The organism is Neobacillus rhizophilus (assembly GCF_018343535.1).
Classification (GTDB): domain Bacteria; phylum Bacillota; class Bacilli; order Bacillales; family Cytobacillaceae; genus Neobacillus; species Neobacillus rhizophilus.
Genome location: NZ_JAGYPF010000004.1, coordinates 549,092 through 571,164, shown reverse-complemented (window position 1 = coordinate 571,164; position 22,073 = coordinate 549,092). Strand labels below are relative to the sequence as shown.

At 39.3% G+C, this 22,073-nt stretch carries 16 protein-coding genes; 2 read left to right on the top strand and 14 right to left on the bottom strand.

Going from position 1 to position 22,073, the window contains the following annotated elements:
- Nucleotides 1–144: 144 nt before the first annotated feature.
- Complete coding sequence (locus KHA99_RS21010; protein ID WP_213119432.1) at nt 145–1,341, bottom strand: class I SAM-dependent methyltransferase; 1,197 nt, start codon at nt 1,339–1,341, stop codon at nt 145–147.
- A gap of 465 nt (nt 1,342–1,806) precedes the next feature.
- Here KHA99_RS21010 and KHA99_RS21005 point away from each other — a divergent pair, with 465 nt between their 5' ends.
- Complete coding sequence (locus KHA99_RS21005; RefSeq protein WP_213119431.1) at nt 1,807–3,489, top strand: cell division protein ZapB; 1,683 nt, start codon at nt 1,807–1,809, stop codon at nt 3,487–3,489.
- A 327-nt stretch (nt 3,490–3,816) separates the two neighbouring features.
- Here KHA99_RS21005 and KHA99_RS21000 read toward each other — a convergent pair whose 3' ends face one another.
- The 4 genes from KHA99_RS21000 to KHA99_RS20985 form a co-directional block, all read right to left on the bottom strand.
- Complete coding sequence (locus KHA99_RS21000) at nt 3,817–4,287, bottom strand: hypothetical protein (protein WP_213119430.1); 471 nt, start codon at nt 4,285–4,287, stop codon at nt 3,817–3,819.
- 281 nt (nt 4,288–4,568) lie between these two features.
- Nucleotides 4,569–6,374, bottom strand: coding sequence for a DUF2357 domain-containing protein (locus KHA99_RS20995; protein WP_213119429.1), 1,806 nt, complete (start codon nt 6,372–6,374; stop codon nt 4,569–4,571).
- Complete coding sequence (locus KHA99_RS20990) at nt 6,358–8,400, bottom strand: McrB family protein (RefSeq protein WP_213119428.1); 2,043 nt, start codon at nt 8,398–8,400, stop codon at nt 6,358–6,360. Before KHA99_RS20990 ends, KHA99_RS20995 begins: the two co-directional genes overlap by 17 nt.
- 2 nt (nt 8,401–8,402) lie before the next feature.
- Nucleotides 8,403–9,479 carry a hypothetical protein gene (locus KHA99_RS20985; protein ID WP_213119427.1) on the bottom strand — a complete coding sequence of 359 codons (1,077 nt, stop codon included), beginning with the start codon at nt 9,477–9,479 and terminating at the stop codon, nt 8,403–8,405.
- A 555-nt stretch (nt 9,480–10,034) separates the two neighbouring features.
- On the opposite strand from KHA99_RS20985, the gene KHA99_RS20980 reads away from it, so the two are divergent.
- A complete protein-coding gene (locus KHA99_RS20980; protein ID WP_213119426.1) occupies nt 10,035–11,678 on the top strand; it encodes an intermediate filament family protein in 1,644 nt (547 codons plus the stop codon).
- 535 nt (nt 11,679–12,213) lie between these two features.
- Here the strand turns inward: KHA99_RS20980 and KHA99_RS20975 are convergent.
- The 9 genes from KHA99_RS20975 to KHA99_RS20935 all read right to left on the bottom strand — a co-directional run bounded on the left by KHA99_RS20975 (nt 12,214) and on the right by KHA99_RS20935 (nt 21,650).
- Nucleotides 12,214–12,963, bottom strand: coding sequence for a hypothetical protein (locus KHA99_RS20975; RefSeq protein WP_213119425.1), 750 nt, complete (start codon nt 12,961–12,963; stop codon nt 12,214–12,216).
- 55 nt (nt 12,964–13,018) lie between these two features.
- Nucleotides 13,019–13,342, bottom strand: a complete 324-nt coding sequence (locus KHA99_RS20970; RefSeq protein WP_213119424.1) for a hypothetical protein — start codon at nt 13,340–13,342, stop codon at nt 13,019–13,021.
- Nucleotides 13,343–13,565: 223 nt separating this feature from the next.
- Nucleotides 13,566–15,407, bottom strand: a complete 1,842-nt coding sequence (locus KHA99_RS20965) for a DUF2357 domain-containing protein (RefSeq protein ID WP_213119423.1) — start codon at nt 15,405–15,407, stop codon at nt 13,566–13,568.
- Entirely contained in the window at nt 15,391–17,325 is a 1,935-nt protein-coding gene (locus KHA99_RS20960; protein ID WP_249366799.1) for an McrB family protein, read from the bottom strand. The genes KHA99_RS20965 and KHA99_RS20960 overlap by 17 nt, the downstream gene beginning before the upstream one ends.
- A gap of 25 nt (nt 17,326–17,350) precedes the next feature.
- Nucleotides 17,351–18,460 (bottom strand): hypothetical protein, encoded by a 1,110-nt coding sequence (locus KHA99_RS20955; protein WP_213119421.1) that lies wholly within the window; start codon nt 18,458–18,460, stop codon nt 17,351–17,353.
- Between the two features lie 253 nt (nt 18,461–18,713).
- Nucleotides 18,714–19,460, bottom strand: coding sequence for an SIR2 family NAD-dependent protein deacylase (locus tag KHA99_RS20950; RefSeq protein WP_213119420.1), 747 nt, complete (start codon nt 19,458–19,460; stop codon nt 18,714–18,716).
- 32 nt (nt 19,461–19,492) lie between these two features.
- Nucleotides 19,493–20,287, bottom strand: coding sequence for a hypothetical protein (locus tag KHA99_RS20945; RefSeq protein WP_249366798.1), 795 nt, complete (start codon nt 20,285–20,287; stop codon nt 19,493–19,495).
- A gap of 73 nt (nt 20,288–20,360) precedes the next feature.
- Complete coding sequence (locus KHA99_RS20940; RefSeq protein WP_213119419.1) at nt 20,361–21,320, bottom strand: winged helix-turn-helix domain-containing protein; 960 nt, start codon at nt 21,318–21,320, stop codon at nt 20,361–20,363.
- Nucleotides 21,321–21,332: 12 nt separating this feature from the next.
- Nucleotides 21,333–21,650, bottom strand: coding sequence for an Ada metal-binding domain-containing protein (locus KHA99_RS20935; protein ID WP_213119418.1), 318 nt, complete (start codon nt 21,648–21,650; stop codon nt 21,333–21,335).
- Between the last annotated feature and the right edge of the window lie 423 nt (nt 21,651–22,073).

Genomic DNA, 22,073 nt, shown 5'->3' with positions numbered 1-22,073 from the left:
GTGGGTTTTATTGCTTTGTATACGCTTAGTGTCTCATAGTAAATGATCAATAACTTCTATGTTTTACTTTATTTACTTCTAGCCAAAAATCTGAGAATTACTCTCTTTTCCCAAATTAGAAATTTATCAAGTAAACCTGTTCCCCTAAATCACTTCTAACTGATCCCGTTCCTCAATGTTTTTATAAAATGCAACTTCTGCAAATGCTTCATACTCTTCCGCCATCTTATTGAATTCCTTCTTAATAGTTGAAACCGACCCTTTAGGGACAATCTTCAAGTCCCTGTATCCCACATTGCTATAACGGTAAGCAAGCAACCTTGCTCCTAACTTCCAAACCTCTAGTCTTAGGGTTCCTGATCCGTTTAAAAACATAATTTGCATTCCGGTTACGAATTCCTTATTTTCTATTTCATCGAACTGTACTTCAGCCTCTACATCTAAAAGATGGGTTCCAAATGAGGTTGATAGCATAGCCCTATTTAGATACAGATTCAAAGCCCCCTCCACTATTCCTCTATCTGTTCGTCGTTTAGAAATATAGAAAGCAGGCATTGTCTGTGGTTCTCCTGACTCATCGTAGGTTATTTTTTTCGACTTTTCCCAGTCAACAAATAGGCCGGACCGTTCAAGATCGACCGCTCTTGCAGCAATATAATCAACATTTGGTAACCGTTCCATCGATAAAATCATCCCATTATCAATTAACAGTGATTCCAGCTGTGTAAAGGTTTCTTCCTCTTTGCCGCTTTCTGTTGCCAGTTTTACACCATCTTCTATACTCCACGACCGCGGCAGTAGGGACGGTTTCGCAATTTCATGTATGGATGAAAGGGATACAATCAGGTCAAACGTTTTTGCCGAAAAATGATTTGCTGCTTCGGCAAAATCCAACTGTCGAAACTCAATATTTTGCAGCTCCAACTGTGTCGCTAACTCTTTCGCGCATTCCAGCGCTTTATCATTCACATCGATCGCTATAACTTCTGAATCAGGAAATAATGTTGCATAAAAACAGGATGCAAACCCATTGTCACAGCCAATATCAAGGATATGCTTTGGTTTCAATTCCTGAAACGTCATCACCCATTCAAAAAACTTTCGATACTGATCGGTAGAATAACTGGATACATCTAAACTCAATCTAAGATATTCATTTTTTCTACGATAAATATTTGCGTAAATATCGCCCCCTTCATCCATCCGATTTTCCATCATTCTAAGGATTCGATCAACTGTTCTTTTAGGATGATTTTCGTATAAATAAGTGTCAAACTCGTCCAGAGTCTTATGAGTCGGCATGTTCACTTTTTCAAAATATGCTTGGATTTTTGCTTCCATTTCTAATCCTCCCGGTTCTTCAATCATTTTTTTGAGTGAATAAATTAGTGCAGATAAGTTCTCATTGGTTCCTCTAATATTTCTGTACCATTTATGAATACTATGGAGGAACCCATCGTATGAAAAATTGCAGATTGTATATGGAGTTTTCCACCACTAAACTAGAATACATACCCACCGAACTATCGGAACACCTTGGTTCCCCACCCCGGTTAAAAAAAGGGTGGGCCCAACTTCATTTATGTTAATCCTCAAAAGATATTCTATTCAAGTATTCTGGCTTAAAATAGAGATAGGTTTACCAAAAGTGGAAAACCTAATTGCCCGTCAATGATCTCTACCCTATTCACTACCGCCAAAAAGTGAAACAGTCTGCCTTTCACACCTATGGCATCAGGAATAATTTCCTACCTCTACATAAGAAAATTCTACTATAATAATATTATGACAATTAAATAGAGGGGAATGAAGAGATTAATGTCTCCTATCAACAATATCCTATCACTACTTGAAAATGAACTTCAAAAGCTTACAGCTGCTTATGAAAATAAACTACATCATTTACAATTGAAAATACAGGCACAGGAAACGCAAATGAATGAGTTGAAGAAAGAAAACAGAAGGCTTGTTGCCGAAGTGGATTCCCTATTAAGTGACAACCGTCAATTTCGGGAGCAATTATCACAGTTAAGCAAACAGAATTCGGAGATCCTTGATAAGTCATTTCAGGCAAATGCCTATCACGAATTAATAGATGAATTATTTTTATCATCTTCCCTTGATGACTCATTATTAATCCTTGGATATTGTCTTCAAGCGCTCGAACACGGTCATTTTGACCGCGTTCAGTACATTCTTGAATTATTAAATTACAAACCTAATCCATTACTACACATGGATTCTAGAGTCAATCAAATGCTAGAGAGTATTTTCGATAAACTAATTGCAACTGGTAAAAAGAACTTTGATGAAGAAGTCGAAAAAAATATTGTATGCATATTTGACCTAATGTCAAAGCTTTATCACACACATCTTAAAAAGCAGATAAGTCAGTACTTGCTTGACCATTACTCGCAATTATGGAACTTCCTCCTTTACGCTAATGAACCAAAGTCCATAATTCCGTTTTTACGTCTTCTAATCAAATTCGAATTACTTGTTGAATTTAAAAAAACCATGAAACAATTAATTCATTCCGAGTGGGAATTCCTAGATTACCATGTATCACAAGAGGAATTTTATATCTTTATTTGGTATGCTTTTTTAATAGATATGGACCAAACATTAATTGACAAAGCTGAAGAAAGTTTAAAATGGTTGAGTGAAAAACAAAGTACTATCGAGTTATATACCTTTATGTACGATTGCATTAATGCCGATAAAATCAAGAGTAAGGAAAAATTAAACCTACTATTGGATTGCTTCCGCCAAAATGAGATCTTTAATGACCATGAGAAACACCTTATATTAGATAAGGTAGACCGGGCTTTACTCCATCTAGTATACGAATCTGAAGCCGTTCCATACTTTACTGGAAAATTGTATATAGTTAAGCCAGATGAGTTACAGGCACTAATTGAAATGGAAAAATTACAAAGTAAGAAGATGTTAGTACCATTGCTTCGGGGCAAAGGAGTTAACATCATTAGTAGATATATCGAGCTACCTTTGTATTTTAAAGGAAAAAATAGTGCCTTTATCTCAACAAAGACAGAGTATTTGGTCAACCAGAAATACGAGCCAAAAGTATTGCGCGCAAAGGAATACAACAAAGTGATTATTCCCATTAAACCTTCTGATGTTAAGCAATCAACAGAATCCTTTCCATGGCCAAGTACAGAGATTCAGGAGAGTCAACATAGTGATTCGCACGAGCAACCAACATTAAATGAAAGTAGTGACCTGAAGGTGCTGGGTTATCAAATTACAGGCCAAACAAGAGCAAAGCGCTGGTCAATATTAGAAAAAGCCGTTCCAAAATTAGGGTTAAAAAAAGTAGCCTATACGATTGCTTATCAGGTTAAGTTGCGAAAAGGCCAAAAAAATGGTTTCGTTAAGTATAAAAATGCCATTACCGAATGGGAGTATGACTTGGATAAATTAAAGAAACTATATTATAAGAACGATTTTACCTGGCCAAGTGTTTAATATTTTATCAAATACAGCAATCTCGATTACTGGTAATAAATAGGGCTGTCCATAAAGGAGCCTGACTTCAAGCAAATACAATATCTTAAGTGGTAAAAATCTAATCTATAAAAGATATTGTATTTTTCATCAACTCCGTCTACTTTTTTTGGACAAGCCCATTTCTTAAATCACCTACTAATTTTTATTAATAGCTGCATTAAACATAAAAATGGGGTCAGTCCCCCAGCACACTAAAATTTAATGCACCAAGTGGACTGGACTGACCCTTTAATTCAAAAAAGTCAGTTGTCCACTTTATTTTTAATAACTGACTTTTTGCAAAAATTAATCCTTCTTATACTTCTTTATATATTCAATCATAGGCTGTTCAAAAAGCTCTACATCCTCTTTGACCTCAATTTCCGTAGTCGAACCGAAACCACAAGGACCAACAAAATGTTTCCCATGCAAATAATAAATTGCTGATTGGATAATTAGGGTACCGTTATCAACTTTCAACAAATACCCAAGCGAACAAGTTTCATTTAGGTACAAAACCTTAACCGGCTTTACTTCCTCCGGTATATCACTATCCTCGTCTTCCGCTTCTATCTCATAATCATCAATATCGATTAGATAATAAGTTTCACCATCTATGCATCCAATCTCTCTCTCCAAACCCGGTTCGGAAAAATTTACATACAAATAATTTTGTTCATTTACGAGATTTTCCAAGTAATAATCAAATTCATAAACGTCAATATCATCAGACCAACAGTTATCCAAATTTTCAATTACTTGTACGGTGGGAGTCACTGATTCCTTCACCGTTTTTCTCTGATTCCTCAAGAAACGCCTGTAAATTAAATTTTTGTAAGTCTAATTCCAGTTTCATTAAAACCCATCCTTTTTGACTAATAATTTGTTAGTATATCCCCTTATTAACAAAGCTGTATTAGTTCTATTTTCAATTAAAAGTATAACATTGCCAAAAAAATTAGGCCTACCAAAAATGGTAAACCTATTTTTGCTATGTCCGCTTTAGTTAAACTATTACTCGAGTTTTTGTTAGCCCCTATTATAAAAGCGCGCCAATCCTACTGTTTTAACAACACTGTTTCAGTGATAATCCCTTCATCCTCTGCTTCCAAAATCAAATCTTCTATTAGGCTCTCAATGGTTTGGTTAAAAACATCTAAGTCCGTTGCAGGTGTTAGAGGGATTAGACTGATACTTCTCCCCTCTTTCGCTTCCACATCTGTTTCGCCCCATTTTTCTGGGTAGAGGACGAGAACCTGATGAACAGGGCGGAATTTTTCCCATCGCCTTTTTTTATTAAAGATATAGGGTGAGCGAACATTATCGGCATAGCTGGTTAATTGCCGCATCACTTCGCTTCCCAATATGGCATTCTTGTTCCGGTATTTGGATTCCAATAAAATCGTCCCGACAAAAATATCTTTGATATAAACATCAATTCGGATGTCGGGGTTATTATTTTCTGCCGTTGTATAAATTGGGCTATCCAGCTGATTCGTATCGGCTTGGTTGGCTGGGATGATTGCATCGTAAATGACAGATAACCGCAAATCATCCTTTTTCAGCTCGACAGTTGTCCCTTTAGGAATGGTAGGAATCACAAAATAGTCGGCTCCCGCTAAATCTCTATGATCAAAAAGCCAGCCCGAAGAGTATGAAAAACCGTAACGGCTTGACTCCAATGTTTGCAGGACTTTAAGATAACACCAAATTTCATATAGATGGTCCGTTCTTTTCCAATGATACCTCCAGTCTGGATGCAGTGTGATGTCCGTTTGTTCGGAAAACAAAATCCTGTCCATTTGCCAGATAAACCGATAGCGCACATCCACGTACATCATAGTTGGAATCATTTGTACCCTTCCGTCGGAAAGTTCCTGATACCATCTGCTTGTCTTTAAAATGGTGAAGGCGCCTTTCATTTGTGCGGCTCGGTCCCGATACCCTCTTAATTCTTCTACATATTGAACTCTTTTTTCATATGGAATATAGGAGGAAATAGCTTTTGTTGTTCCACTCGTTAACCGTTCAAGATTACGATCTACTGCTTCAATGAAATTCCTTAGCAACCGCAGCCATTTTTCAATAATGGTTTTAAGGATACGGTTTTCCGGCAGGTCATAGTTCACCCTTTTCTTTGGTGATTTCACGTAATTGGTTGATTCAGGATGCCTTAATCTGTATCTAATGGATACATCATCTACTTGTGCCGGGCGGTCAACAGGCTGAAGATGATATTCCTTCATTAGCGAGAATCTTATCCTTTGGGATAAATCCGCCAGAATGGCTGATATTTCCGCAAAATGATGGTCCAATACCCTGAATTGCTGAAGCAAAGTGGGATCAAGGATATCATCATCGATATGATAAAAAGCCTTCTGCTTGCGGACGACGTCATGTGCAAGTCCTTTTAGGAAGCCTTCCACTTCTAAGCGCATGACATTAAGCTGCTCATCTGTTAAACGGTTCGTAATCACCTTGACCAGCGAAAGATAGGTTTTATTCGAAAAGACTACCTTGATACAATAAATTCCTGGGATATAAGGATAATAACCGGGACTCTTATATAAAGTAACCCTTTGGCCAGCATCGATGTAAGGTTCCCCAGTGATTTCATCTCTGGGCAGAGCTTCCCCAGTTAGGACCTCTAATCCATCCATATACAATCTCGCATCATCGTGTTCACACTTAAAACTTAATTCTAATTCAACAAATTCCCGAATTTCCAGGTAGCCATGTACCTTTTCATCCCAGTCTTCAAGGTTTTCAACAAAGCAGGATAAGGTTTTTTCTTCTTGTGAACCATTTCCATAAACATGAATAAATGAAACCGTAAAATCATCCGTCCTACATGGTGTAACCATTAAACCTCAGCTCTTTCGCTTTTTGTTTGATTACCTCTCTGCTCATTTTGAAATCGGAGACCATTGGGTATTCGTTAAAGATATCCATGAACTTGCCAGTGACAGCTTCTCCAGAATCCCTTTCATATTTTCCAATTAAATCATTTAATTGATCCTCTGATCCCCTGACCTTGGTTAAAACACGCTGGACAAACTGAAAATCAAAGGCTCTTTCACGATCCACATATTCCTGTGACGGAAGATTCTCAAGGAACACGTCGATTTGTTTGACGATCCGCGGACCCACTCCCACCTGTCTATTTGCTTCCTGCATCACATTATGAACGTCCCAAAGGAGTGCCAATTCCTGTTCTGAAAGTGAAACCGTTCGATTTTCACGGATAAATGATTTATACGTTTCAAAATCTAGCTCCTCACTGCGTGCTGTTAATCCTTTTTTCTTTTCAGGCATTTCTTTCATGTTTTCAAAAGGCATCACCGTTAACGTGATGACGTTGGCTCTATCCAGTACCTTATCTGAGAAATGATAAGTCGATTCATCCATATTCACTGTTCCTACGAAAAACACGTTATCTCTTATCACGATCGTCGGCGGATATTGAGCGGAATTATAGAGCCGGCTTTCCAAGTCATCGTTATAAAGCCTTAACACTCTTTTCCCCGGGTCCATCTCGAGAATGGATAAAAATTGCGAGAAGTAATGTTCCACACGTGCCAAATTCATCTCATCGAAGCAAATAACAAATATTTTATTTGGTTCATCCTCTGCTTTTCGTAATGCGTTAATAAGTCCTGAATCTCCAGGCCGGTAAACCATGTGCATGGTATCTGCGTAACCGATCAGGTCGGAATCGGATGTCCATGAGGGGCTGACAGGAATAACGGTAAATTGTTCTCCCTTAAGTCCAAGTGAGTGACTGTAAACCTCCACTAGTTTTGTTTTCCCTGTTCCGCTCATGCCTGAAAGGATAACTAAAGATGAAGATTTCATCGACGTATGAAAGTTAATGAGATCCTCTCTCTGATACACCAAGCCCGCATCCTGTGTATTGGTATATAGCAATTTTAAAAAATCTAGTTCTTTTTGATCAGTCATTGGAACAGTAGCGGCAGCGTTAACTCCTTCAGGCATATCCGATTCCAAATCAGGTTGCGGTGTTTGGGCTACTTTTTGTTCCTCTTTTGCTGTTAGTACATTAGGTGTTGTATTTACTGCCGATGCAGCAGGTGTTTTTATTTCCAATTCGCTTTCTATAACGGTTGGAATAGGCGATGCATGTTCAAGAGCATTGGTAATTTCCTGATACGTTTCAATCGGTATAAAAACGAGATTCCCGATCGCATCGCTGAAATAACACTCCTCCAGCCATTTATCCTGAAAGGAGATTATTTTAAGTTCGTCACTAACATCGAAACTGAAACCACCATGCGCGTACTGGTGCCTTAAAAATTCTCCAAAGATAGAGAATTGTTCTTCTTCCTCTTCGTCCAACTCACGCCAAACCACAAAGGACGGTGTATCATCACTCTCATGGGAGATGTTATCGATCCTTCCAACAAATTTTTTATTAGAGAGGCGGATTACAAACTCATCCATATTTTTCATACCATGGACTTCTTTACTAAATATCGGTGCAGGGATTAACCGTAATCCTTCATGGAAGCTTGGCAGCTTTGGCATGACACGGACATCCAACGCATTATATACCTCTTCATGGTTATATCTGATACGCCTCTCTACTTTAAAAACAAACAGGCGATCCCTTAACCATTCACGCAGTCTATTTTTTCTGATTTCTTCGGTTTCCAGAAAATCGTCTTCAAACCCCCATCTTTCAAGATCTGAATAAAAACAAGTGACCGTTTTAACGTTAGGAAAGCTTTCCGCCGGCTGCGAAATAATCCGGACTGTAAATTGAAGACTATTGTTTTTATTGATGAATATGGTATCTCTATAGGGCAGGTCAAACTGATCGGGTTCATCTAAAACTCCAACTAAATCACTGTCCCAGATTTTTGTGCTCATTTTTATCTCCCCTTTTTGATGTAACTCTTCATCGATGGAAAATCCATAAATTCTACAATTTTTTGATTATGTATTTTTTTTATTTTCTTTTTCATCTGCGGCGGAACTAGGTAACACATAATCCACACTTCATCAAAATCTTGAAAGACGTTTTTTTCCAACGCCTCATTAATGTCTTTTGGTCCGAATACATGAAAAATAGGGTCCTCAGATTCTACCGTTAATTTATTTTTGGGGTCGCCTACTAAGGCAATATGGGAAGGGTTTTTTGCCCCTTGATCTTTTGCTGGCTCCACATCTACTTTTGTATTAGAGCTAAGCATTAGCGCATTTAAGTGGGATATTTCTGCTTTTAAAGTTTGGATTTTTTCATTTAAACGTCCTGTTTCTCCCTCGGCTAATGCAAGTTTTTCATTTACACCAGATACATTCGATTTTTCCCTGCCCAAATCTTGTTGGAGCTGTGCTCTTTCCTTGGCCCATTGCTGTTTCTCTTCTTTATACTTGTTTTTTAATTCCGTATACTGTTTCTCCCATTTATCGATGGTTTTTTGAAGCTTTTCATTTTTCTCCTCTGACTTTCTCTTTTTCTTTTCCCACTCCAATTCCTCATCGGGTTCTAAGGTAAGCTGGACCTGCTCACTAGATGCATTTTTATTGGTAACATTTAACTCAGAAATTGAGTTTGCTCCATGCTCTTCGAGTAAGCTATCCTCTAATTTCCTTGCTTTCAGATGGTGTAGCTTTTCTTCACTAGAATAAAGGACACCCAAAATAATATGGAGGTCTACAGAACACTCCCCGTAGAGCTGTTTAAGGCTTTCTACTGATTCCTCGCGAAGGTTAATATCTTTGCCATCAGGATTTTCTTTATGGTGGAATGTATCATAAAAATGTTTGATCATGTTTAGGTTTTTTGGTTTTAAAGCTTCTAAAATGGCCATAGACCTGACTGTTTGAATGTTATCTTTAGTTATTTGCCGGAAACCCTTTACTTGGATCTTCCAAATATCAATTAAATCAACTAATTCTCCATCCGGGATGGAACCCAAAACCTTTTTCCAAGCCTCCCTGCCCACTTTTTCCCCTCCCATTCACTTTTTTATAAATTAGGTGTTATCACTGAATGCCGATTTCACTGTGCTTGAAAAATAAACGGAGAAAATTCGCTTAAATTGGGAAATACCGATATTTCCTTAAAAATAAGGGGAGTTTTTCCTCTTATCTGATCAAATTCTTTGGATTTTGTCTTATTTAGAGCAGTTAATCGAATATTTACGCTTATATCTGCGTCTTAAGCTTCCTCTACATACATTAGCCGAAAATTCTTCGCTTATTAATTCTCATACCAAACCGAAAATCAACAATTAATATTAACTGAGCCATAAATCCAGAAAATTTTACAAACAGCCATCCTTATTTGATTTCGCTGAACACAAAAACGAAATGCTATATGTGATGTCCATTATGCTTCCATTTTTTTAATACTATTATTTTTGACTATATCTTGATTTACTATGACGAGATAATTGCCGGATGGTACTGTTGTTCAACAGGATACATTTTCCAACTTTTATAACGTTTTTTTTATTATAATTATTGTAGGAAATTTTAATTGAAGGGATTTTAGAGACATGTCAAGCATAAGCAAAATCATTTCAAATCTTGAAAATGAACTGCAGCAGCTTTTAGCCCCTTATATAGAAAAAATTAAACACTTAGAATTAGAAAATAAAAAATTAATTGCGGATATAGAAGTTTTACAAGAAGAAAGAAAAGGGTTAATGGAAGAACTCACTGTATTAAGAAATAGACAATTAACCGAAAAAATTAATGATCCACTGAAACCTATTGAAACAAATAATGTTGAATCGACATTAGGAACTTCTGATAATTTAACATTATTGCTTGAACAATTTCAGGATAGTATTGAAAATGATGACTTGGAAAAGGTGCATTACACCTTGGACATTCTTATCAGGAATCCCAAGCCACTAATGCAGGATGACCAAACGATAAAGAAAATTGTCTACTGTATTTTCAATTATGTAATTAAGGAGGATCTGGCAGGTGATTATACAGATGTAATTTTGGCGAACTTTATCAAGCTGTTATCCATTCTGCGCACCCATCATACTGCTTATTTAACGCATTTTTTGAAGGAGAATTATCCAGAACTATTTGAAAGTGTCCTTTATATTAATGAACCAAAAATGATTATCCGCTTTTTAAAGCTATTATTGGCCTACCAATTTGAGTCTGAATTAGCGGAAGCTTTAGCCCATATAATTAAACTGGAATGGGGCTTCTTAGATTCTAACGTTTCAAAGGCAGAGTTTTGCTTCTTTTTGTGGTACTCGTTCTTATTTGACCTCGATCAAGAACTAGTTGATCGAACAGAAGAATCTAGAAAATGGCTAGATGAAAAGAATAGTATCTTTCAGTTATACACTTTTATGTACGACTGCATTAATGCTAAAAAGGTAAACAATAAACAAAAGCAAAAAGATTTAATCCTCGGTTTTGAACAAAATAAAATCTTTGATAAAAAAGAGACAGAACGAATTGTACAAAAAGTGCGTCAAAAATTAGATTATTTAGTCGTGGAAACACCAGCGCCGACTATTCCTGTTATTACGAAACCACTGCAAATGGTGGAATCAACTAAACTTAATCAATTAATAACGGATTTAAAATTAAAGAAGACTGATGTTTTGGTTCCTTTTTATACAAATGATACACGTAACTTGCCAAGTGGTGGGTATGCTACTGTTACTGTCTATATACAAGAAGGGAAAAAGAAAAGGAAGAAAAAGCAGGCATTCGTTGCGAGAGAATTAGCGGAAGAAATAAATAAAAGAAACGATCCCAAGATAATCAGAGTTGAAAATTTTATTGTTGAGACTCATATACAACCTCCAATAAAACCAGAAGAACAAACTATTCACACGTTTCAGTGGCCAAGTACTGAGATCAGCCACAATCCGGACTCTTCTTCACATGATCAACTGGTCTTAAACGAAAATAGTGAACTAAAAAAACTTGGATATCAAATTACAGGTCGTACAAGAGTCAAGCGTTGGGCCATTCTTGAAAAAGCTGTCCCTGCGATAGGCTTAAAGAAAGTGGCCTACACCATTGCTTACAATGTCCGTTTACGAAAAGGACAAAAAAATGGCCCAACTAAATTTAGTTATGCCATAGGTGAATGGGAATATGACTTGGACAAATTAAAGAATACCTATTATAAGAAGGATTTTACTTGGCCAAGTTATTAAACACACTTAATAAACTGAATCAGCAGCATCCCATAGAGGTGCTGCTGATTCGGTTTTAATTTAAAAAATATCCTTAACTTACCCATCCTTTAGTTCTTCATAGCGGAGCTAATGATTTTGACTTTAACAATTCACTTCTTCTAAGTCAATCCCCCGGTCCGTTAAGGCATTAATTGACCTGGGGACTGACCACAAGATCCGGTGCCCAATACTAAAAAGCTTTCGTGTTCTAAAGGTCAGTCCTTGTTTCTAGAAAGCCATTAATGCTCCTCTAAATTTTGCATAAAAACTAACAATGTTCGATCAAGCAATATGAATCATAATTACCTTGATGATACTCTCTTGCTTCACTTGTAGAGTCAAATTTCAACCAACCGCCATCTCTTTTTAACTCTCCTAATCCTTTATATTTTGTTTCTGACTTATTAGATAGAAAGGAACATTGTGAGTGAATTGTACATTTCTTAGTTGGTTTATCAATGTTCATCCATACTTCTTTGGACTTTTCCTTAAAAAAAAAACATAAAAATCCTCCCTAACTTAGATTTGTAAAGTACTCATTAAAACAATTCTCAGCTTCCCGCAACCATTCCCTTGGATTACCACCAATTCCCCTTGACAAAGGATGCTTGAACTTTAAGTAATCTTCTCCAGGTATACCTAAAACCACTTTGTCCTTAGGTAAGCTTGAAAAACATCGTTCAGCTAGCTGCTTAAATGGTTCACAATCTATAATGTCCCTTCCCCACGCTAAAAAAATAAAAGCATCATCAGCTAAAGAAGAATAAATGATTTGTAGTTCCAGTTGTCGGTCCACCGAAAATAAACTATGAAGGTCCGAATTTAATGATTCTAGGTCAACGGCTAAGCTACCACTTTGAGTATCTCTAATATCAGATATATTGATTACTCTGCTATGTTCGATTTCTAGCCCATTCATCATTCTCATAACTTGGTATTGAGTTCTATCCGGCTTGGTTGGTATAGGATCTAAACAATGCTCCCTCATGGTTACCATTTCCCTAGTAAAATGAGGAATCCGATTGCTACTAGAGAGCGGAGCCGACTCGCCAGGATTCATCATGATTACTAATAACTTGATAGGCTGTTTTAAACCATGCACATCAAAATAGTCCTTAGCAATTATGTGTAAGTCATTTCTATATCCATTACTCCTGCCTTCTTGTTCTAGACTATAAAAATTCCCAAACACCTTGTATTGTCTTTTTAAATCTTCTGGAGGAATAAAATCAAATGAGACCGTTTTTATACTTTTTAAAACCAATCGTAATTGCCCCTTTCAACGCTTTTTTTAAAATTTATTTTCGTTTTTCAGAGGTTTAATATTTTTGTAACGCTTCTTTAATTAACACTTGAACTGAATTTAAGCTATTCCCTTTATAGACCCATCGGCAACTACCCATATGCTTCTCTCTTGCTTCCTTCTCAGTTAGAACTTCCAGTCCATCAACCGTGGGAACAGGAACATTAAACTCAAAATAAAGCCATTTAGAGCTATTAACCATCTTCAGAATTCGTCCTTTGTTCCCATAAAAAGTGACACCTGATAAGCGATATTCGGGCCAAAATCTGGAACCTAATTCCTTTTGAATATTTTCAATTAATTCATTACCGTGGTTGTGAAATCTATACCTTTGATCCATCATATTCCTCCTCCCAATCTTTAATTATTATACAACAAATTTCGTTATTAAGAACAATTATGAGTAAAAGGTTTACCAAAAACGGTAAACCTCGAAGCCGAATCACTTTTGTTTAAATATTATTTTGATAGGTTCATTATTCTTCTATCTGATTCTGAAAGTACCATCTCAGAACCCTTTGTGTAAAAAAATTTCAATACATAGTTAGCATCGGCAAAGTACCTTAAACCAATTGCCAACCCAAGTCTTTAACTGAATCATCTTTCAGTACAGTAGCCATCATCAGTTCACTTGTCTCCAAAAGACTATCAATACCTACCTTGATTTTATCAACAAGGAGGTCATTCATTTGACCTGGTGTCAGTTCTACTAAGCACACTTTATGATCAGCGTATTCGTGACTTCTTGATGCACCAAAACGGTTCGGATAAACGGCCCATACTTCCTGAACCGGGCTGAACCGGCTGATGAGCGGGTTCCCGACGGGTCCAAACAGGAAGTTCGAATGAATATTATCACTATAGCTGACCAGCTGTCGCATGACCTCATTCTGCCTTTGGTTGAAAATCAGATTTTCGTCCCATATCGCTTTTCTTGGCCGGTACTTAAAGTCGACGATAATGCTGCCAAAATAGATATCCTCTTTATAGACATCCAGCCTGGCATCCGGAGTGGTGTGCGTTCCCCTTGTATATAAATGTTGTTTCGCTGTTACCTGCCTGCTCTGTGTCGGCAGGCGTCCTTCATAGACTAACACGATTTCCAGATTGTCCTTCCTCATCACTACCTCCGTATTGGAAGGAAGCGATGGAATAAACCCAACGTTTGTGCCAAAGTCCTCATTGAAGATCCATCCGCTCTTTGGAGAAAACGCTAATTCATCTCCCGTGAGGGCCTTAATGAACTGGATATATCCCCAAATCTCATAGAGCTTGTCTGAACGTTTCCACTGATAAGCATAGGATGGATAGGTTCGCACTTCGCTTTTCTCCTGATGGAGTTCTCGATATAGCTGGTAAATCGCACGGTACCTGGGATCGCTGTTCATCACATGCGGGATCCCTGATTCTTGATAGACACCGACACTTTCATACCATGGGGCTGTCTTGATCCACTGGATGGCTCCCCGCATCTTTCCAGCAAGTCTGCTTAATTTTTCAAGCTCCAGCAACGTAATATCTTTTTGCGGAAAAGTTTCGACGGGACTCGCAGAATGATGATCCGTCAGGCTGCCTGCCGTCCTTTCGACCCCCTCGATAAAGCTGGTCAACGTCTTGGAAATGGACTCGATGATTTTTTTAACCAGACGGTTTTCCGGCAGGTCATAGGTAACCTCACTGACTGGTGCCTTGAAAGTCTGGTCATTATTCGGGCGGAAGGCGGCATGACGAATGGTTTTATCGTCTATGAATCTAGTTCTCTCCTTGGAAACAAAGGTATAGCCTTTATTGATTCGAAAATTGACCTTTCGATACAGGTCAGTCAACGCCGCCATCACCGAGGAAAATCGCTTGTTGATCACGAAAAATTGCTCCAGCAGCCCCAGTGGGATACCATCCATCCTGGTATCTAGGTCTGTTTTTTTTAGAAGCACCTCCCTCGCCAAACCGTTTAATTCCTGCTCCACTTCCTGCTTCATCAGCTCCCACTGTGATTCCTCGAGTTGTTTCGGAACAACCTTTACCCAGCTGTAATACCGTGTCCCATCATAAATCACCATCAACCGATAAAAGCCCGGAATCAACGGGCAATATTCATCATTGTGATCGAACAGGATGACAGGATTTTCAGAAGGTGAAAGGTATACTTCCCCTACTTGCGAATCGGTTTTCAGATTCGGCTCAGGTAAGGTTTCCAAACCATCCAGGAAGAACTGGGCATCCGTCCGATTGGAACGAAAAGTGATTGATACGGCTAAATATTCCTTTATTTCGATGAAGGATTCGTCCCTTTTTTCAAAAAAATCATGTTCATTCGTAAAAAATGGTCCTGCTGTGATGGGGTTGTCCAGATTCCCTAATCTTTGGTTAAAGATGACTTCAAATCCATTAGAGGGTGTAGCCATTGTGCTTCAACTCTTTCGCCTTTTGAACCAGGACATTCCGGGTGTCGTAGAACTCGGACACCTCGTGATACTTGTCCAATAAGTCACCCAGGATGCTTGCTTCAATGTTCTCTGTGACGGTATCGTACATCCCGATGAACCTTTTCAAGAGATCCTCCGGCCCCCTTACCTTGGTCAGGATTCGCTGCACCACTTGCTTATCGAATGCCTCTTCCCGCGTGAAACAGCTGCTGTCAGGCAGGTTCTTGAGGTATTGATCGATTTGCCGGACAATTCTTGGGCCGACTCCCAGGTTTTTATTGATCTTCTGCAGTTCGGTATGGATTTCCCATAGCAGGGTCAATTCACTTTCCTTCATATGAATATCCTTGGTTTTGTCACGGTAGCTGTCGAACAGATCCAAGGTAACGGTTCCGTTCCCTCCAGCAGGCTTTGTTGTTTCCCTCATCTCTTTCGTCAACATCATAAGACTATCAAACGAAAGAACATTAAGAGTAATCACGTTTGCACGATCCAGGACCTTGTCAGAAAAATGGTAGGTGGATTCATCCAGGTTGACCGTTCCGACGAAGATGACGTTATCACCGATCGGGATGACGGGCGGATATGTCGCTGAATTCTTCAGCTGGCTTTTCAAATCGTCATTATATAGCCTTAAGCCCCTGCCTGGTCCCGCCTCCATCTCCAGCACCGAAAGGAATTGGGAAAAGTAATGCTCCACCCTTGCCAGGTTCATCTCGTCAAAACAGATAATATGTAGCTTGTTGCTGTTGTCCTTGGCACTCAACAGGGCGTTGATGACACCGGAGTCTCCCGGCCGGTACTGTTCATTGAGTGTATCCGCATATCCAATGACATCCGCATCATCCGTCCAGGCAGGCCGGACTGGTACCAATGTCATCTGATAATCGTCCGTAAGCCCCAGTGCCCTTGCATAGGCTTGGACCAGCTTCGATTTGCCCGTTCCGCTCATCCCGGCCAAGATAACCAGGTTGGAAGATTTCATCGCTGTATGAAAATTATAGAGATCCTTTTTGTCATAAAGCAGTCCCTGTTCCATCGTGGTTCGGATGAATTCCTGCATCAATTCCGCTTCAGACATACGGCTCCGGTCAACAGTTACCACAGGGTCGAGTGTTTGTGCTTGTGCAGCCGCCACACGCTGCTCCGTTTTCTCCATCAAGGGAGATTTTCTATAAGGAATCTCCAAAGGCTCCGCCGCTTCAATGGTCCCATCGATGTACATAAAGATTTCGTGCGGTACGAACATCGTATGATCAACCTCGTAACAATCATCGAGCCACTCTTCATCAAAGGGAGCTGATTTCAAAAGCTTGTTCCTGGTAAAGGAAAATCCTTCTTCCCCGTAGTGGTGACCGGAAAACTCTCCATAAACGGTGTAAACTGTATCGCTGGTTTTCCACAAGATATATTCCGGTGTGTCTTTTTGTTCATGGGAAATGCCAGCAATATTCCCCAACCATTCACCCGCTTGCAGGCGCAGTTCAAATTCTACCTGCGTCATGCCATGCTCCTCTTCCGAAAAGATCGGCATTGGCGTCAAACTTACCCCCTCATGATACCTTTCCGATTTTGGAATGAGGATCAGGTCTGTTCCGTCAAAAACTTCCTGTCCATCGTAGCGAATTTTCTGCTGCGGTTTGAATACCAGCAGGTTATCCTCGAGGAAGCGATAGACCGCCCTTCTGCCTTCCGTTTCCTCCAGATGATTTCCTTCAAAGCCCCATTTTTCCAAATCCGTTCCGAAGAAGGTGATCAATTTGATAGTCGGGAAACTACTTGGCGTTTTACTGATGATCCTTACATAAAACTGCAGTACATCTTGTACATTTTTAAAAATGGCTTTTTTACGCAGTGCGTATTGTACCGATTCCTCACTGGCAAGGACGCCTATCAAGTTGGTATTCCATGTTTTGTTCACGTTAAAACATCCCCTTCAGCATATGGTCTTCCAAGTCGGCAAATGTCGTAAATTCCTTCGTTTGTTTGTTTTTCACGACGGATTTTACTCGTTTTTGAACGCTTCTTGGGATTTTGTAAGTCAAAAGCCAGACTTGATCGGCATGATCCAATGCCGTTTGTCCTTTTTCTTCCTGAAACTCTGAACCTTTTAAAATGGTTAGTTCAAATTTGTTATACTTCAGCAATCTGCTTGAATAAGGGTCACCGATCATCGTAACCTTTATCTTGTCATTTCCTGATTTGTTTTGATTATTCTGATTCTCTAAATCTGTTTCTAATTTGAGGACGCGTGCATGTAGCCTATTAATCTCTTCATCCTTCAACTTCACTGTTTCTGTTTGCTTGGCCATCTTTTTATGTATTTCTTCCTTTTCTGCTGAAGCGCTCTTCCGATCATTACGCACAGAGCCCATCTCTGCCTTAAGAGATTGGATTTCCTGCTGGAATGCCTTTTTCTCGGTTTTCCATTCTTTCCTTTCATTTTTGAGGCTTGCTTGGCTGCTTGCTTCTTTAGTCTTTAGCTCCTCGTTTTTTTGTTCCAGTTTCTTCAGCTTCTTTTCCAGCCTCTCGATTTCCTTAAGCGCTGTTTTTAGCCCCTTCTCCAGCTCGTCCAAGGTTTCCTGCACATCTGCGTCCCTTTCATTCGCAAGCTTTTCATCAACTTGCTTTTCCAGCAGGTCGAGTTTTTCTTCCTCTTTGAGTTTTATATATATTTCCTGAGCCTTCCCATGATCTTCCTCATCTTCACTGGACAGCAGCACCCCAAGTAAGATGGATGGATACAGCCCTTCCTCTTCTAGCACCTGTAAAAGCTCCTCGATACTTTTCCCTCTTAACGACTCGATTTCGGAACGGTCTTCGACGATAGAATCAAAGAAATGATATAGTTTTTTGCTATTCTTTTGACTAAGCGCTTCCTTTATGATCCTGTTTCTCACCATTTTGAAATTTGCTTGCTGGGGATTTAACTGGCGAAAACCTTTTATTTTGATCATCAAATTATCCGCAATATTGGCAATTCCATCATCCGGGAAAGTATCCAATATCCATTTCCATATTTTCTTCTCCATTTTTTAACCCTCCAATTGGTATAAAAGTTCTAATATTTCTGAAAACAGAATTTAAAAAAGACTACTCCAAACAAAGAATGGAAGTAGTCAAATAGAAACATGTATTTTCATATTAATATAGTAATACATGTGATTTTGGCATAGATTACGAATGAAATGACTATACGTGTTTCTTTGTTGTTCTTCCTTATTTATACAATTGCATAACAAGTATAGCACGGTTCCGTAGGAAAAAGTTACTATACTTAGAAAATTATTTTTCTTTTTTTTCTATGATTTCGTTAACTTTTGCAAGGACAGCTCCTGCCTTATCTTGAATAATGAGACTAAAGTCTTGATTCTTTCCGTTCGTTTCCGTGTTAATATAGACGGTTTTTCCTTCTGTCATTTGCGGCAGCTGGCTGGCAGGGTATACCTCCAGGCTTGTTCCGATCACAACCACAAGGTCTGACTTACGAATATGGGAGAGTGAAGTGCTCCAGCTTTCCTCTGGCAGCATTTCTCCAAAAAGGACAACATTTGGCCGGAGCTTGCCACCGCATTGACTGCATCTATCTTTATTCAGGAATTGCTCCTTGCTTGGGATTTTAGAACAGTCCGCACAGTGGAACTTGTTGATGGAGCCGTGAAGTTCGTATACATGCTGGCCGCCGGCAGCGCTGTGGAAGCCGTCGACGTTCTGTGTACAAATGGCTTGAATAAGGCCTTGCTGCTCCCATTCCACCAATATATGATGCCCTCGATGCGGCAGGCAATTTTCAAGCAGATTGATTCTCATACTATAAAATTCATGAAATAAATCATAATGGTTGTCGAGAGCCTCGGTGGTGGCAACCGTTCTGGGATCGATATTGTTCCACCAGCCCTCCTTTGAGCGAAAGTCCGGGATGTTTGATTCTGTGGACATTCCTGCTCCTGTTAGGATTGTTGTGTGTTTAGACTTCTGAAGCCACTCTGCTAACGTTACGATGTGTTCCGAATTATCTTGAGAGCTTTTCATGTTTCTGTCCATCCTTTCAATCAAAATTTTTATCAGATAAGGCTGAACTGCTTTTCGGCTTGTTCTGTCATCCATTCCACTAATGCTTCAACATGTTCTTCTTTCAGAAGTTTGCCGGCTGTTTCCTTCATCTCTTTGCTGCGTTTAAAAGAAGATTTTTTGAGTTCCCGAATCTCTGCAGCGTATTTTTGGAGCACCTCGGCCATTTGCACCGTGTCCTGATAAATCAAACTCATGTCCCAGCGCCCTGTTTCCACGGCCCTGATACAGGAGCCTGACCCGTTATCGAAATGGACTTCCCATGTATAATGGAGATTTAATCCACTAAAATATTTCTCCTGGATTACCTTAAACCATGCTCCCTGATAGACACCTGAAAGCTGGACGTTTGGCGGGTAACGGTGATGGCCGCTGCAGCCTGCAAGAGCCGTAATCCCTGCTAAATTCAGTGTTTTGACAAACATGGCCATGTTCGCATCGAGGTCCAAGGCATTCACTTTGATGCCGAATCGCCGTTGGGCAAATGCTCTCCATTTGAAATGATAGCCTTCCATATGGACTGGGAATTCCTTGCCTGGTACGTTGATGATCTTCTTCATCGCGGCAATCGGAAACCGGCTCACTAATATCTGGAATTGGTTCCCTTGCCAAAACGTCGGTATTCCAAGGTCGTTGAGCAATCTTTTTGTTTTCATGATATCTGCACTGGTGTTTTCCTCTGTCAGAACGATAAAATCACCTTTCGTTTCAACAAACAAGCCTCTCATTGTTAGTGCCTCTGCCATCCGTTCTGTCGCGGTCATCATTTCTAATTTTAGTAAGTTCATCCTTATCATCCTCCCTTATCTTTTGCACCCTAAATATATAAAAATCCGGTTACGATGGTCGTAACCGGTATTTTTATACCTTGCGGAGGACTTTTGCCGGGATATCGGCATTCCAGACATATTCACCGTTTTTGGTTGTTATTAATACACTCTCTTTAATATCGTTCCTGCCCAATGACTGTGCTAATTTTCTTCGAATGGCGTTAATGTACCGTTTGACAATGGCTGGATTCAACACTTGATCATTCCATATTGCCTTTTCAATTCTGCTTTTATCACAATAGATTCCTTTATTGTCGATTAAATAACCCAGCAGTTCCGCCTGCTTTGGCTCCAGCCTTATGGTATCGCTGCTGCCATAAACAAGTTTTTCAGAGTCTGCCAGATTGAGAACCACGTATTTTCCGTTCATAGCATCTTCGAGTGTTTGGTCCATATCATGATGGGTGATTCTCTTGCGTTTTTGGTCATTTTCCTTTAAAAGTATGGGTTCCAGATGTTTCTTTTTCATCTTATCCATATATAGTTCGATGAACCAAAGTTGTTCTTTTTTGACATCCAAGGTAACTGCTTCCCTAATCAGGTCCGCACCTTTTCGAGGGTATCCGATTCTTGTATAGGCTAGAGCCAGGTTACATAGTAGTTTAATTCGTTTGCTGCCGTCTATTCCCTTTTCCAACGCTTCATTACCATAAAATAAGACGGCTTCCCACTTCCGGTCCTCTTCAGCCAAGATAAAGGATAAGTGGTAAAAGGCATCAGGTTTGTCAGGGCTATGGATGGTTGCCCTTCGTAAGATGTCATAGGCCCTTCGATAGTTGCCCCTGCGCATTTTTTCATCGCGCCCCAATTGAAGGTATAGATTGGCGAGCATTATGGAATACCTCGGTTCTTTTCTATCAAGTTCCAGAAATCGTGTGTATAACCGAATTCCTTCCTCCAGCCATACATTCCTTCCGTCACCTTCGTCCAGGCCTTCCCTGTCGAGCCAATTATCCTCGAAATCTAACAATTCCTCCATTTGTGCTTTCATGGCAAGATCTCCTTATCGATTAGGGTTCTGAAGCTTTTGTCTTTCTTTCCATTCCGTATATTTTTCTCGAAGGCATGATGCACATGGCCTGAATCCTGCTGCAATCGCGGTCTCCTCGTCCGCAAAAAATACGCGATTCTGTACATATCCCCCTTTGGCAATGGCCCGTAATGCCGCCGGGCAATCCATTCGTCCATAGACTTTGGTTTTCCTGTGGCCGCCGTATGTACCTGGAATTTTACTCTGATAAGGTTTCTTATCCGGACCTAAAAGTGTATATGTTTTGTCTTGCTGTCCGCTTTTTTGGAGTTCCGCTTTGTTATCTAGCATTTGTGATTCCCCTTTAACTTTACAAATATCTAACTCTAGTTTGATTTGATTTGATTCAATAATATCGTTTTAGTTGACATAATATAATTATGGTTTTTTAATTCATTTGGGTTGTCACTTTATTTTTATTTTACCTAATTTAGATATACATGGTCATCAAATTCATAATTTACTTTCGTTAATATGTACTTGAACTCTTTTAAACACAAAAATACTTCCCTTAAAGCAGCCAGATTTTTTAGTCTGCCTGCCTTAAGAGGAGTATATGAATGCTAGGGTGTTTTTTCAGTAACATGTTCATGTGGTTTATCTGGTAACACAGGCAGATGCATTCCTGTTTTAAATCGTTTCTTAAATCACCGCTCATTTCTTTCAATAAATCTTTAAGCTCGCTTTTAGGGAGCCTTTCTTATTATCATAATA

What these genes read in the sequence shown, in the direction of transcription:
- KHA99_RS21010 (WP_213119432.1), bottom strand. Translation starts at nt 1,341, where the DNA reads ATGGAAGCAAAAATCCAAGCATATTTTGAAAAAGTGAACATGCCGACT.
- KHA99_RS21005 (WP_213119431.1), top strand. Translation starts at nt 1,807, where the DNA reads ATGAAGAGATTAATGTCTCCTATCAACAATATCCTATCACTACTTGAA.
- KHA99_RS20995 (WP_213119429.1), bottom strand. Translation starts at nt 6,374, where the DNA reads ATGGTTACACCATGTAGGACGGATGATTTTACGGTTTCATTTATTCAT.
- KHA99_RS20990 (WP_213119428.1), bottom strand. Translation starts at nt 8,400, where the DNA reads ATGAGCACAAAAATCTGGGACAGTGATTTAGTTGGAGTTTTAGATGAA.
- KHA99_RS20980 (WP_213119426.1), top strand. Translation starts at nt 10,035, where the DNA reads ATGTCAAGCATAAGCAAAATCATTTCAAATCTTGAAAATGAACTGCAG.
- KHA99_RS20970 (WP_213119424.1), bottom strand. Translation starts at nt 13,342, where the DNA reads ATGGATCAAAGGTATAGATTTCACAACCACGGTAATGAATTAATTGAA.
- KHA99_RS20965 (WP_213119423.1), bottom strand. Translation starts at nt 15,407, where the DNA reads ATGGCTACACCCTCTAATGGATTTGAAGTCATCTTTAACCAAAGATTA.
- KHA99_RS20955 (WP_213119421.1), bottom strand. Translation starts at nt 18,460, where the DNA reads ATGGAGAAGAAAATATGGAAATGGATATTGGATACTTTCCCGGATGAT.
- KHA99_RS20950 (WP_213119420.1), bottom strand. Translation starts at nt 19,460, where the DNA reads ATGAAAAGCTCTCAAGATAATTCGGAACACATCGTAACGTTAGCAGAG.
- KHA99_RS20945 (WP_249366798.1), bottom strand. Translation starts at nt 20,287, where the DNA reads ATGAACTTACTAAAATTAGAAATGATGACCGCGACAGAACGGATGGCA.
- KHA99_RS20940 (WP_213119419.1), bottom strand. Translation starts at nt 21,320, where the DNA reads ATGAAAGCACAAATGGAGGAATTGTTAGATTTCGAGGATAATTGGCTC.
- KHA99_RS20935 (WP_213119418.1), bottom strand. Translation starts at nt 21,650, where the DNA reads ATGCTAGATAACAAAGCGGAACTCCAAAAAAGCGGACAGCAAGACAAA.